This is a genomic window from Bradyrhizobium altum (assembly GCF_020889705.1).
GTDB lineage: Bacteria > Pseudomonadota > Alphaproteobacteria > Rhizobiales > Xanthobacteraceae > Bradyrhizobium > Bradyrhizobium altum.
Window position 1 is genome coordinate 19,324 of the sequence record NZ_JACMYP010000083.1, and the last position, 11,498, is coordinate 30,821.

The 11,498-nt window shown below is 65.0% G+C and carries 13 protein-coding genes and 1 pseudogene; 7 read left to right on the forward strand and 7 right to left on the reverse strand.

Features of this window, described 5'->3' with window-relative positions; translation table 11 throughout:
• The first annotated feature begins 21 nt into the window (after window positions 1-21).
• Window positions 22-1,323 (forward strand): ATP-dependent Clp protease proteolytic subunit, encoded by a 1,302-nt coding sequence (locus H8B02_RS20900; RefSeq protein WP_229167960.1) that lies wholly within the window; start codon window positions 22-24, stop codon window positions 1,321-1,323.
• Window positions 1,324-1,429: 106 nt separating this feature from the next.
• Window positions 1,430-2,566: an MFS transporter gene (locus tag H8B02_RS20905; protein ID WP_229167970.1), complete on the forward strand. Its 1,137-nt coding sequence runs from the start codon at window positions 1,430-1,432 to the stop codon at window positions 2,564-2,566.
• A gap of 1 nt (window position 2,567) precedes the next feature.
• Here H8B02_RS20905 and H8B02_RS20910 read toward each other — a convergent pair whose 3' ends face one another.
• The 3 genes from H8B02_RS20910 to yidD all read right to left on the reverse strand — a co-directional run bounded on the left by H8B02_RS20910 (window position 2,568) and on the right by yidD (window position 3,636).
• A complete protein-coding gene (locus H8B02_RS20910; protein ID WP_229167961.1) occupies window positions 2,568-2,894 on the reverse strand; it encodes a GrlR family regulatory protein in 327 nt (108 codons plus the stop codon).
• A gap of 161 nt (window positions 2,895-3,055) precedes the next feature.
• Complete coding sequence (locus H8B02_RS20915; RefSeq protein WP_229167962.1) at window positions 3,056-3,223, reverse strand: hypothetical protein; 168 nt, start codon at window positions 3,221-3,223, stop codon at window positions 3,056-3,058.
• A 101-nt stretch (window positions 3,224-3,324) separates the two neighbouring features.
• Window positions 3,325-3,636: a membrane protein insertion efficiency factor YidD gene (gene yidD, locus H8B02_RS20920; RefSeq protein WP_229167963.1), complete on the reverse strand. Its 312-nt coding sequence runs from the start codon at window positions 3,634-3,636 to the stop codon at window positions 3,325-3,327.
• Between the two features lie 282 nt (window positions 3,637-3,918).
• Between yidD and H8B02_RS20925 the strand changes: the two genes are divergently transcribed.
• Window positions 3,919-4,836 (forward strand): COG3904 family protein, encoded by a 918-nt coding sequence (locus H8B02_RS20925; protein ID WP_229167964.1) that lies wholly within the window; start codon window positions 3,919-3,921, stop codon window positions 4,834-4,836.
• Between the two features lie 21 nt (window positions 4,837-4,857).
• Here the strand turns inward: H8B02_RS20925 and H8B02_RS20930 are convergent, their stop codons facing one another.
• Window positions 4,858-5,304, reverse strand: a complete 447-nt coding sequence (locus tag H8B02_RS20930) for an iron-sulfur cluster assembly scaffold protein (RefSeq protein WP_029080129.1) — start codon at window positions 5,302-5,304, stop codon at window positions 4,858-4,860.
• A 240-nt stretch (window positions 5,305-5,544) separates the two neighbouring features.
• On the opposite strand from H8B02_RS20930, the gene folE reads away from it, so the two are divergent.
• The 4 genes from folE (at window position 5,545) to H8B02_RS20950 (ending at window position 9,141) form a co-directional block, all read left to right on the forward strand.
• Window positions 5,545-6,225 (forward strand): GTP cyclohydrolase I FolE, encoded by a 681-nt coding sequence (folE, locus tag H8B02_RS20935; RefSeq protein ID WP_229167965.1) that lies wholly within the window; start codon window positions 5,545-5,547, stop codon window positions 6,223-6,225.
• Between the two features lie 29 nt (window positions 6,226-6,254).
• A complete protein-coding gene (gene hisI / locus H8B02_RS20940) occupies window positions 6,255-6,683 on the forward strand; it encodes a phosphoribosyl-AMP cyclohydrolase (RefSeq protein ID WP_229167966.1) in 429 nt (142 codons plus the stop codon).
• Window positions 6,684-6,791: 108 nt separating this feature from the next.
• On the forward strand, window positions 6,792-7,796 hold the full coding sequence (locus H8B02_RS20945) for a transglycosylase SLT domain-containing protein (protein WP_229167967.1): 1,005 nt from the start codon (window positions 6,792-6,794) through the stop codon (window positions 7,794-7,796).
• 163 nt (window positions 7,797-7,959) lie between these two features.
• Window positions 7,960-9,141, forward strand: a complete 1,182-nt coding sequence (locus tag H8B02_RS20950) for a DUF2336 domain-containing protein (RefSeq protein WP_229167968.1) — start codon at window positions 7,960-7,962, stop codon at window positions 9,139-9,141.
• A gap of 48 nt (window positions 9,142-9,189) precedes the next feature.
• Here H8B02_RS20950 and H8B02_RS20955 read toward each other — a convergent pair whose 3' ends face one another.
• The 3 genes and pseudogenes from H8B02_RS20955 to H8B02_RS20965 all read right to left on the reverse strand — a co-directional run bounded on the left by H8B02_RS20955 (window position 9,190) and on the right by H8B02_RS20965 (window position 11,211).
• Window positions 9,190-9,768, reverse strand: coding sequence for an Hpt domain-containing protein (locus H8B02_RS20955; protein WP_229167969.1), 579 nt, complete (start codon window positions 9,766-9,768; stop codon window positions 9,190-9,192).
• A 9-nt stretch (window positions 9,769-9,777) separates the two neighbouring features.
• Window positions 9,778-10,322 (reverse strand): annotated as a pseudogene (locus tag H8B02_RS20960) (response regulator).
• Between the two features lie 109 nt (window positions 10,323-10,431).
• Window positions 10,432-11,211 (reverse strand): NAD kinase, encoded by a 780-nt coding sequence (locus H8B02_RS20965; RefSeq protein WP_176530474.1) that lies wholly within the window; start codon window positions 11,209-11,211, stop codon window positions 10,432-10,434.
• Window positions 11,212-11,498: the final 287 nt, after the last annotated feature.

Here is an 11,498-nt window from a genome sequence, read left to right on the forward strand (position 1 = left end):
ATCGCGCAATTCGCAAGGTTCATGTTTTCCCGTCTCCTGTTTTTCGTGACGTTGCTTCTGGTCCCGGGCGTCTTGCGGGCGGAAGAAGCACCGGTCGAGAAGGCCGGGTTTGCGAAAAGGCTGACCATCTATCTCGCCAAGGGACCGGCGAATGCCTGCGGCGCCGGTTGCGACCGCTGGATCGCGATCGAAGGCGAGATCGATCGGAATGCCGCGGCGCGGATTCGCAGCTTCCTGCTTGCCGTCAAGGACCCGCAGCTTCCGATCTACCTTCATTCGCCGGGCGGAAACGTCGAGCAGTCCTATGCGGTCGCGCGGTTTCTACGTGCTCGCAAGGCGATTGCCCGGGTCGGCCGCACCAGCGTGCCGGCCTGTTCCACGGGCACGCAGATCGACGCCGCCTGCGAGAAGATCAAGGCTGTGAAAGGCGAGGTCGAGGCCGAACTCACCACGCGCAACGCGATGTGCGTTTCGGCCTGCGCCTATCTGTTCCTGGGTGCGACCAACCGTGAAGTGGCGCCCGACTCGGTGCTCGCGGTGCATAACTCCAGGCTGATGTTCGTCGTCCACGGGCATCCGCCGCCGCAGGTCGTCGCGGATTTCAGGCGGCGCGAGATGGTCAGCGCCGATCGCGATCGCAACCTGTTCCTCGCGGCGATGGGAATCAGCCATGAGCTCAGCGAGCTGATCCGGACCGTGAAGTTCGAGAACCTGCATGTGTTGACGCGGCCGGAACTCTATCGATTTGGAATCGATGCGCGGCCGTTGCCGGAAACGCTGTGGGCGGTGGAGAAGGAAACCCGGCCCTATGTCCGCAAGATCGCGCAGCAGAGAAAAGGCGACGGCAGCTCGTTCCGCATGATGGAGTGGCGGCTGTTCTGCGAGAACAAGGATCGCGGGCGGCTGATGTTCGTGCGCGAGTTCGACGAGGGCGCCGTCGGCAAAAGCACGGTGGTGATGATGGCCGGCGCCACCAAGGCGATCGCATTCGGCAGGTTGCCGGCGCGGTTCGGCAAATACGAGGTCTGGAGCGACCCGGTGGGGTCGGACATCGTCAAGGCGATGCTGGCGGTCCCGCATCTGCAGATCGGCGAAAGCACGCCGTCGTCGGACGGCAAGGCGGATCCCAAGGGCGATCCCAAGTCCGATCTCAAACCTGACTTTGCGACATTCGATATCGACACGACCGGGCTGGAGCAGGGCTGGGCGCAGCTGCTGGCGTCGTGCCCGGCAACGAGCGCCGGCCCAAAGCCTGCGAGCCCGTTGCCGGCCGCTGTGTCGCCGAGCGTCAACGCGGTGCCGGCCGCATCGCCGTCGCCGTGAGCGCAAGAGGCGCCATTCGATCACGTGCTATGCATTTAGATGCAGTTGCATTGATTTCGGGGTCTGCTATCAACGCGGCGTGAAACGCTTCGCTCCCACCGCATTGATGCTCGGCAATATCGTCACCGGCTGCTCGGTGCTGGCGCCGGCCGGCATGCTGTCGGAGCTGTCCAACGGGCTCGGCGTCACGATCCACGCCGCCGGTCTCCTGATCACCTTCGGCGCGATCGTGCTCTGCGTCGGCTCGCCGGTGACGGCGTGGCTGACCAGCCGGTTCGAGCGGCGCGCGCTGCTGACGGCGACGCTCCTGGTGCTGACGCTGACCAACGCGGCATCGGCCTTCGCGCCGGATTACGACAGTCTCTTGATCATCCGCCTGGTCATGCTCGCGGTCGGTGTCCTCTACACGCCACAGGCGGCCGGCACCGCGGCGCTGATCGTGCCGGTGGAGAAACGCGGCAGTACGATCGCCTACATCTTCCTCGGCTGGTCGCTCGCCGCTGCAATCGGGCTGCCGTTGATCACCTTCATCGCAAGCCGTTACGGTTTTCGCGTGACCTATGGCGCGATCGCGCTGACCGGGCTCGTGAGCTGCCTGCTGCTGTGGTGGCGGTTGCCCGGCGGGTTGCATGGCGCGCCGGTCGACTTGAGGACCTGGGCCGATCTCGGCCGCAATCCGACCGTCATCCTGCTGCTCTCGATCACGACGTTGCAGATGTCCGGCCAGTTCGTGGTGTTCACCTTCATGGGGCCGCTACTCGGCAAATTGACCGGCGCCAACGCGGACGCCGTCGGGATCGTGTTCGCGCTGTACGGCATCTTCGGGTTCGTCGGCATTGCGATCGCAACGCGCATCGTGGATTCCTGGGGTGCCTGGAAGACGTCGGTGCTGTTCACGGTGCTGCTGCTCGCCGGCGTGGCCGGCTGGGCGCTGAGCGCCGGTGCCTACGCATTGATGGCCGCCTCGGTTGCGGTGTGGGGCCTCGGCTTTGCGTCCACCAATTCGATGCAGCAGGTGCGCCTCGTCGGTGCGGCGCCGATGCTCGCGTCGGCGTCGGTCTCGCTCAACACCTCGGTGCTGTATATCGGCCAAGCCATCGGCTCCGCGATCGGCGGATTGCTGTTCGCGCGCGAATGGCTGTTGAGCGCGGGCTACGTGGCCACGGCCTTCGTCGCGGCGGCCCTTGCGGTCGTGGTCATGACGCGGCCGCGGCCGGCCGCGCGCGCTACCGCCGCCGAGTGAGTTAATCGGCGATCCACGTCAGGAACGCCTTGAAGTTTACGCCCGGCAGCTGCAGCGCCACGCCCTCGAAATCGACCATGTCGCCGTTCGCGGTGCCCTTTAGCATTAGCGTGATCATGTCGGTCCCGAACAGCGGCCGGAAGGTGGGATCGGGATTGTGCCGCTGGGTCGAGACCTTGACGTGAATGCCGTCACCGCGGTCGGTGTAATTGCCGACGAAGGCAAAGGCCGAGTTGCCGCCGCGCAGCTTGCCGCCCGTCGCGTAGAGCACACCGGTGCCGGTGCCGTGAACGGTATGAAATTCGAGCTTGTACAAGCCTTCTTGCAATGCCCACCCCCGAGAAAAATATCTGTCCCAATGGTTGCAGCCTATGGTGCGTGCGGGATGCAGACAATGCCGCGTGGCGCAGATCGCTCGGTCGTCAACACCACATGGGCGAGATCAGCAGATGGACCGGGGCTCGGTGCTGTGGCTGTTCGCGTTGCGCGTCACCACTTCACGCTCTGGCTGGGCACGATGAATGCCGTCGTGCTCGGCTTGTTCGGATTGTGGGTGAAGTAGCCGTAAGCGGCAATGATCACGAGGAGCAGGGCAAGCACGGCCAGCAAATCGATCTGCCGGGGATCGTGCCCGTTGTGGCTGAGTTTCCAGCGCATTGTTGTTTCCTCCCCAAGGGGGCGATGAAACAATACGCCAAGTATCGCCACAGTTCCGCCGGAACAGCTATGCGCGTGGCGTTTGGGAGCGCCACAACGGATCAAGCGTCGTTGACACCGCGCCAGCGGGCGTAGCGCCAGGGCAGATACCAGTGTGCCCCAAGCGGCCTCGTCTGCGGGACATTATCGATGCCGGAGGTTCCCCAGGGCTGGCAGCGCAGCAATCTTGCCAGCGTCATCCACCCGCCGGCCCAGAGTCCGAAGCGCTCGATCGCTTCATCGCCATAGACCGAGCAGGTCGGCAGATGCCGACAGTTGTAGCCGACCAGCGGCGACAGCGTGTGCCGGTAGATCCAGATCAAGGCGCGGCCAAGGTTGCGCGGCATGCGGCGCATGGTTGTGGCACAGTCCATGCATCGCGGATGGTGTGTCGTTGAATGATCGGTCGGTGACATACGCAAGTATGTACGTAATCTTGCGGGGGTTCCAAGCTAAGGAACTGTTCAGTTGCAGATATTTACGCCACAGTTGGCCACTATTGCACAGCACCGGTCGCGCTGCAGCAAGGGCTCTATGGACGGTCCAGGTCAGCAACGCTACCGTTCCCATTACGCGCCGATGACAGATTCGTGGCGCATTGCTATGGGGCCATTGCCACCGCTCGCATCACCAAGGGCTTGGGGGAAGGAACCAAATTGAGGCTCGCGAACTCGCTTTCATTGCGCAGTTGGGTGCTCACCGGCGCCGTTGCCCTTTGCCTTGCGGTTTCCGGCACCGCCACATGGGCGGGTAACTCCACGCAGACCAGCTCGACCCTCGAAGAACGCAAGCTGCCGATGAAGTTCAGCTGGATCGCATGCCAGCCGAATTGCCGCGGCTGGGTGTCGGCGGTCGGCATCATCACAGCCGACAGCCCCAAGGAATTCGACGAGTTCGCGCGCAGCCGCCAGCTTGGCGGCGCCACCATCGTGCTCGACTCCAGTGGCGGCTCGGTCAACGATGCGATTGCGCTCGGCCGCCGCTTCCGCGGTCTCGGTGCGCTGACCACGGTCGGCACCAGTGTCGTCAATGTGGCCGCGCAAGGCGACCGCGCCAGCGTGCTGCCGGATGCCTATTGCGAGTCGATGTGCGTGTTCCTGCTGTTGTCGGGCAAGACGCGCTATGTTCCACCGGCCGCGCACATCCGGGTGCATCAAATCTGGATGGGCGATCGCGCCGATGACGCCAAGGCCGCCAGCTACACCGCGCAGGACCTGATGATCGTCGAGCGCGATATCGGCCGTCTTGCCAAGTACACCTTCGAGATGGGTGGGGCGGGTGAGCTGTTGTCGCTCGCACTCAGCGTACCGCCGTGGGAAGATTTGCACGAATTGTCGACGGCCGAATTGCGGCTGACCAATCTCGTCACCACCGATGCAGTCGCCGACGTGCTGCCGCATCAGGACAACGCAATCCCGGTCGCCGAGGCGAAGCCGAAGAACGCCGATCGCTTCGCGAGCAGCGCGATGGAAGGCGAGGCGCTGCCGCAAGCCGCGAAGGCGACCAAGACCGCCGAGGCTGTGGTGCCGACCGGCGGCACCGCCGCGCCGGCGCCGGTCCAGCCGTCGCAGTAAGGTTGAGGCTGGCGGTCGGGCTTACGCCGGCTGCTTTGCCTTGGCCTCGATCTGGCCGATCGCATCGACCACGGCATCAAAAGTCAGCAGGGTGGAGGCATGTCGGGCCTTGTAGTCGCGCACCGGCTCGAGCAGCGCGATGTCGGCCCATTTGCCGCCCTGTGGAGGCTGGCCATTTTCCTTCAGCATCTTGCGGACGGTCTCGCGCAATTCGCGCAGCTCGTCCGCGGTCGACCCGACCACATGGCTTGCCATGATCGACGAGGAGGCCTGGCCGAGCGCGCAGGCCTTCACATCATGGGCGAAGTCCGTCACCACCGGGCCGTCCATCTTGAGGTCGACCTTAACGGTCGAACCGCACAATTTCGAATGAGCGGTGGCACTGGCGTCTGGCTCGGCCAGCCGTCCGAGGCGCGGAATATTGCCGGCCAACTCAATGATCCGCTTGTTATAAATGTCGTTCAGCATGGGGATAGATGCCTGGTTCCGGCTGCGCCGGGCGCTCTTGGCGGCTGGGTCTCACCGTCCTATATATGAACCGCATCGTCCGAAACATAGCCCGGCTATGCTTCCACCGCGGGCCACTTGCGCCGTGGCGGTGCTACAAAGATGGGACTCAGGCGCCCGGCGGTTCGACGATCCGCCCCGTCTGCCCGGTGACACATCCGGCCCAAAGGCAAATGCCTGGGCCGGTCGAACGGAGAAGACATGGACGCCTTGATCAAACCGATTCGCGCCAACAAGCCGGCCGACGCGAAGGCCAGCGAGCTCGACCCTGCAGAATTCATGGCGGCGGCCGTTCGTGCCGATCAGCCGCGCCCGTCGCGGGCGGAGGCCGAGGACGCCGTGAAGACGCTGCTCGCCTATATCGGCGAGAACACCGGCCGCGAGGGCCTGCTCGACACGCCGCGCCGCGTCGTCGAGGCTTATGACGAGCTCTATCAGGGCTATCATCAGTGCCCGGCCGAAGTGCTGAACCGTACCTTCGGCGAGACCGCCGGCTACGACGATTTCGTCCTGGTCCGCGACATCGAATTCACCTCGCAGTGCGAGCATCACATGATGCCGTTCTACGGCAGGGCGCATATCGCCTACACGCCGGTGGAGCGCGTCGTGGGTCTCTCCAAGCTGGCGCGGCTGACCGACATCTTCGCTCGCCGCCTGCAGACCCAGGAGCATCTCACCGCGCAGGTCGCGGCCGCGATCGACGAGGTACTGAAGCCCCGTGGTGTTGCGGTGCTGATCGAGGCGGAGCATACCTGCATGTCGGTGCGCGGCGTCGCCAAGCATGGTGCATCGACCTTTACCAGCCGCTTCACCGGCATGTTCCGCGACAATCCGGCGGAGCAGCAGCGTTTCCTGTCCCTGGTGCGAGGACCGAACCGGTAACCTCGCGTTTTCCCCAAGCGAGGTTTGCCGTGTCCGCATCGACCCACGATCACGACCGCGAAGAAGGGCTGGCCTTCCAGCCCAAATTCGACGCGACAGGTCTTGTGACCTGCGTCGCGACCGATGCCGCGACCGGCGACGTGCTGATGGTCGCGCATATGAACGACGAAGCCCTGCGCAAGACGATCGCGACCGGCGAGGGCTGGTACTTCAGCCGCGCCCGCAATGCGCTGTGGCGCAAGGGCGAGAGCTCGGGCCAGACCCAGCGCGTGATCGAGATCCGGATGGATTGCGATCAGGACGCGGTGTGGATCAAGGTCGAGCAGATCGGCGCCGCCTGCCACACCGGACGGCGCTCCTGCTTCTATCGCGCCGTGAAGGGCGAGGGCGGCAATGTCAGCCTGTCCTTTGTCGACGCCGAGCGGCTGTTCGATCCGGCGCAGGTCTACCGCAAATAGCGGGTCCTGCTGGGCTCTCTGGATCTTTAACGTGCCGTTAACCATAATTGCGGCAGGTTGTCGGGACATGGGTGCCGATTGCCGGCGCCCGGCAAGGCACCCGGACAGATGGCGGTCGACCTCTTCAATGCGACGGCTTCGGCAGGTGTCGATGCTTCGCGCCTGAAGGTCGCCGGTTCGATCAAGCAGGCGGCCGCGACCACCGGCACGAGCTTCGAATATTTGCTCACGACCGCGAAGATGGAATCCAATTTCAATCCGCGGGCCGGCGCCACGACCTCGTCGGCGCACGGACTCTATCAATTCATCGACCAGACCTGGCTCGGCACCGTCAAGGAGGCCGGAAGCCAGCTGGGCTACGGCCAGTATGCCGACGCCATCACCAAGAATTCCGACGGCAGTTATTCGGTCAGCGATCCCTCCGCGCGCAACGCGGTGATGAAGTTGCGCGACGATCCCGATGCGGCGTCGTCGATGGCGGCGGTGCTGACGCAATCCAACAGCTTCAAGCTCACCGGAACGCTCGGCCGTCGTCCGACCGATGCCGAGCTCTATATGGCGCATTTCATGGGCGTCGGCGGCGCCGGCAAGCTGATCTCGAGCGCCGAGGACAGTCCGAGCGCCAATGCCGCCGCGATGTTTCCGAAGGCGGCGGCCGCCAACCAGTCGATCTTCTACGACAAGTCGGGCAGCGCGCGCAGCGTCAGCCAAGTCTATTCGGTGTTGACCACACGCTACGCCGCGGCTGCGAATTCGAAGGACACGCGCACGGCGTTTGCCGCGGCGGGCGGCGACACTATGTCGCCTTATGCGATCGCAAGCGCTGCGCCGACACAGGCCCTGACCATGGACACCGCGTCCTATCTTTCGACCTTCCCGAATGCCCGCGCGGCCTCATCAGCCGGTGCGACCTCGGCCGTCGCATCGGCGCAGCCGGCGCCGGCCTTCCGCTCGCTCTACCAGGGCGGCGACCGTTCGGAGCCGATCTCGCCGACGGTGCAGGAACTGTGGGGCAATTCCGCTTCGCTGACTGCTTCGGCCACGCCGAAGGTCCGCGCGCCCGGGCGGCTTGATCTGTTCAGCGATCCGAGCGGAACCTACAGCAACGGCTAGCGCTTCCTTACTGCGCGTGCGAAGCGGCGTGCCATGGCCGTCTTAACGAAACGTCAATAATCCCAAACGTTTATGGTGAACCCTTTGTTAAGCGTCATGGTTTATTTTTCCTTGTAGTGGCGTCGTATGTCGATGCCGTCTCGTTGCGTAAGCCGGCAGGACCATGATCGTTCGGCAGTTCATTAGTTGGATTAGGACCGCTCCAGCAGGCGAGCGGGCAGAGGCGACACGGGCGTTGGCCCGGGCCTTGCTCATTTCAGATCTCACCGAGGACGACCGCATCGCAGCCGAAGGCGCGCTGCTGATGCTGCTCGACGATCCATCGCCGCTGGTTCGGCAGGCGATGGCCGAGGTGTTCGCACATAGCGCGGAGGCGCCTGCAGCAATCGTGCAGGCGCTGTCGGCCGACCAGCCGGCGATCGCGCTGCCGGTGCTGGAACATTCACCGCTCTTGATCGATGCCGATCTCGTCGACATCGTCGCGACCGGCTCCGACGAGATGCAGTGCGCGATCGCGCGCCGCGTCAATCTTCCGGCCTCCGTTGCCGCTGCGATCGCCGAGGTCGGCTCCGCGGCGGCCGCGCTCGAGCTGATCGAGAATCCATATGCCGGCCTTGCGCCGTTCTCCTGGGATCGCATCGTCGAGCGCCACGGCCATCTCGCGGCGATCCGCGAATCGATGCTGGCGCTGGAAGACCTGCCGTCCGCGACGCGGCTGGCGCTGGTCGCAAAGCTCTCCGACATGCTGGCGCAATTCGTCGTCGCGCGAAACTGGCTCGGCGCCGACCGGGCCGACCGGATCGCAGGCGAGGCGAAGGAGCGCTCGACGGTGAACATCGCCGCGCGCGCCTTCGGCGACGACATGCAGAACCTGATCACGCATCTGCGCGCCACCGGACAACTGACCGCCGGGCTGATCCTGCGTGCGCTGCTGTCGGGCAATCTCGACCTGTTCGGGGCGGCGCTCGCCGAACTGTCCGGGCTGCCCTATGGCCGCGTCTCCGCGCTGCTGAACGACCGCGGCGGCAACGGCCTGCAGGCGCTGCTGCGTCGCGCCGGCCTGCCGGAATCCACCTATGCCGCGTTCCGCGTCGCGCTCGAGGCTAGCCACGAGGTCGGCTATGTCGACAGCGGTGACGGCGCCGCGCGGCTGCATCGCCGCATGGTGGAGCGCGTGCTGACCCATTGCGAGACCGATCATTCGGCGGCCGAACCGCTGCTGATCCTGCTGCGCCGCTTCGCGACGGAATCGGCCCGCGAGGATGCGCGCATGTTCTGCGAGGAGCTCGCCGCGGAAGACGCGATCGCGGTGCTGCCTTACGACGACGATCTGATAGCGGCCTGAAGGCCGCGTTCCCCCGAGATTGACGATGATTGAAGCCGCGGCGCGCTGCTATTCGCTGGGTGCGATGCTCGGCGCGAGGATGGCCTCGAGATGTTCGGGGCGGTCGCGGTTGGCGTGGGTCAGGAATTCATCGGCGATACCGCGAAGCTGCTTGCTCAGCACGCCGGCCACGACCGCGGTATCGAGCTTGGTGCGGTTCCGTACGATCGCCTGCACGGCGTTGATGTGGTGGGCAATCAGCTGCGCCGGCACCGCGGCGAGGTCAGGCGCGTGCTCGATGATGCGGCACAGGCTCTCGGCCGCCGCCGCCGCCGAGGGATAACCGAATGTCGCGGCATCGCCCTTGATGTCGTGCGCGGCGCGGAACAGCTCCTCGCGCGTCCTGTCGTTGAAGCCCTCGCGCTGCACCGTGGCGTGCGCGGCGGAGAGGCGGTCAGCCTCGATCGTCATCCATTCCTTGAATTCGCCCGACAGCCCGGCGAGCGCCTTTTCGGCACGGCCAACCGGATCGTCGAGATCGCTCTCGGGGACGCGCAGCAGCACCTTGCGCAGCGGGTTCGGCTGCGTGATGACATGGTGGGTGCCGAAACTCTTGACCTCGATCGTCCCGGGTTTGTCTTTCGCCATGGCGATATCCTAAATGGTCGAACGCGCCTTCTCGAGCAGCGACGGCTGTTGCAGGATTTCGACCTCGCCGCTGCCGCGGCGTTCGGGGCCGATATAGGTGTTGGTGGTGTTGCGGCGGCGGTCGGCCCGAAATAAGTCTTGGTCTTGATGAACGGGCGCGGATTGGCGACCACATTCATGATGCGCTGGTAGAGGCCCTTGGCCGAGATCGGCTTGGCCAGGAATTCGGTGACGCCGGCATCGCGCGCCACGGTGACGCGGCGCTTCTCGGAATGCCCGGTCAGCATGATGATCGGCGCGTAGGGATTGCCCTTGGATTCCGGCTGCCGGATCATCTGCGCGAGCTCGAGGCCGTCGAAGATCGGCATCGACCAGTCGGTGATGACGATGTCGGGTACATAATGGGTGTACATCTCGAGCGCGGTGGCGCCGTCCTCGGCCTCATAGACCTCGCGCGCGCCGAACGAATGCAGCAGCGTCCGCAGGATGCGGCGCATGTGCGGATTGTCGTCGCAAATCAAAAATCGCAGCTTGTTGAAATCGATGCGATACATGGTCCGGTCCCGAACGGGCATACCGGGCCAATGCGGTATTACCCAGCGTTAACCATATCCTGCCCGGGGTTAATGATTGGTTGCCGGGCAGGGGCCCGGCGAGGCGCCGTCAGTAGCCGAACTGCTCGCGCAGGATGCGCTCTTCCAGCGAATGGCCGGGATCGAACAGCATCCGCATCGCGATCGTCTTGTCGGACAGCACCTCGACCCGGCGGACGTCGCGGACCTCGTCATGGTCGGCGACCGCTGCGACCGGGCGCTTCTCGTCCTCGATCACCTCGATCACCACGAAGGCGGAATTCGGCAGCAGCGCGCCGCGCCAGCGCCGCGGCCGGAACGCGCTGATCGGGGTCAGCGCGAGCAGCGCCGCGTTGATCGGCAGGATCGGCCCCTGGGCGGAGAGGTTATAGGCGGTCGATCCGGCCGGCGTCGCCACCAGGATGCCGTCGGCCATCAGCTCGGGCATCCGCTCATGCTCGTCGATCAGGATACGCAGCTTGGCGACCTGGTAGGTCTGCCGGAACAGCGCGACCTCGTTGATGGCGTGATGCAGATGCACCGCGCCGTGGATGTCGGTCGCGCGCATCAGCAGCGGATTGATCAGCGACTCCCGCGAGGCGGCCAACCGCGTGCGCAGATCGTGCGTCGAATATTCGTTCATCAGGAAGCCGACGGTGCCGCGATGCATGCCGTAGATCGGCTTGCCGCTGCGCATGTTGGCGTGCAGCGTCTGCAGCATCAATCCGTCGCCGCCGAGCGCAACCACGACGTCGGCATCGGCGGCCGAATGGTTGCCGTACATCGCGGTCAGCTGCTCGAGCGCGGTCTGCGCTTCCGCACTGGCGCTGGCGACGAAGGCGATCTTGTCATACCGCTTGGAGCTAGCCATCGCTCACGAACTCGTTTGGCACGGAACACGCCGCGCTCGTCTATACATCCCGGGCGGCCTTGTCGAGATGGTCCCGTGAGAGACCCGATGCCCAACGGGTGCCGCCAGACTAGCGCAGTTCGCTAGTGATATGCGTAAATGTCGGCCCAGGGAGTGAACGGCATGGCTAACAGTTTTGCGACACAGCTCACCGCGGCGTTGCTGGTGGCCTGCCTCGCAACCGCGGTGCGGGCCGACGACGAGACCCCGCAGCCGTCGCCGTCGCCGAGCGCGCAGGCCCCAAGCGG

Bases quoted from the DNA above. Each gene is read 5' to 3' on its own strand.
- H8B02_RS20945 (WP_229167967.1), top strand. From the start codon at position 6,792: ATGGCGGTCGACCTCTTCAATGCGACGGCTTCGGCAGGTGTCGATGCT.
- folE (WP_229167965.1), top strand. From the start codon at position 5,545: ATGGACGCCTTGATCAAACCGATTCGCGCCAACAAGCCGGCCGACGCG.
- H8B02_RS20950 (WP_229167968.1), top strand. From the start codon at position 7,960: ATGATCGTTCGGCAGTTCATTAGTTGGATTAGGACCGCTCCAGCAGGC.
- H8B02_RS20905 (WP_229167970.1), top strand. From the start codon at position 1,430: ATGCTCGGCAATATCGTCACCGGCTGCTCGGTGCTGGCGCCGGCCGGC.
- H8B02_RS20915 (WP_229167962.1), bottom strand. From the start codon at position 3,223: ATGCGCTGGAAACTCAGCCACAACGGGCACGATCCCCGGCAGATCGAT.
- H8B02_RS20900 (WP_229167960.1), top strand. From the start codon at position 22: ATGTTTTCCCGTCTCCTGTTTTTCGTGACGTTGCTTCTGGTCCCGGGC.
- yidD (WP_229167963.1), bottom strand. From the start codon at position 3,636: ATGGACTGTGCCACAACCATGCGCCGCATGCCGCGCAACCTTGGCCGC.
- H8B02_RS20955 (WP_229167969.1), bottom strand. From the start codon at position 9,768: ATGGCGAAAGACAAACCCGGGACGATCGAGGTCAAGAGTTTCGGCACC.
- H8B02_RS20965 (WP_176530474.1), bottom strand. From the start codon at position 11,211: ATGGCTAGCTCCAAGCGGTATGACAAGATCGCCTTCGTCGCCAGCGCC.
- H8B02_RS20930 (WP_029080129.1), bottom strand. From the start codon at position 5,304: ATGCTGAACGACATTTATAACAAGCGGATCATTGAGTTGGCCGGCAAT.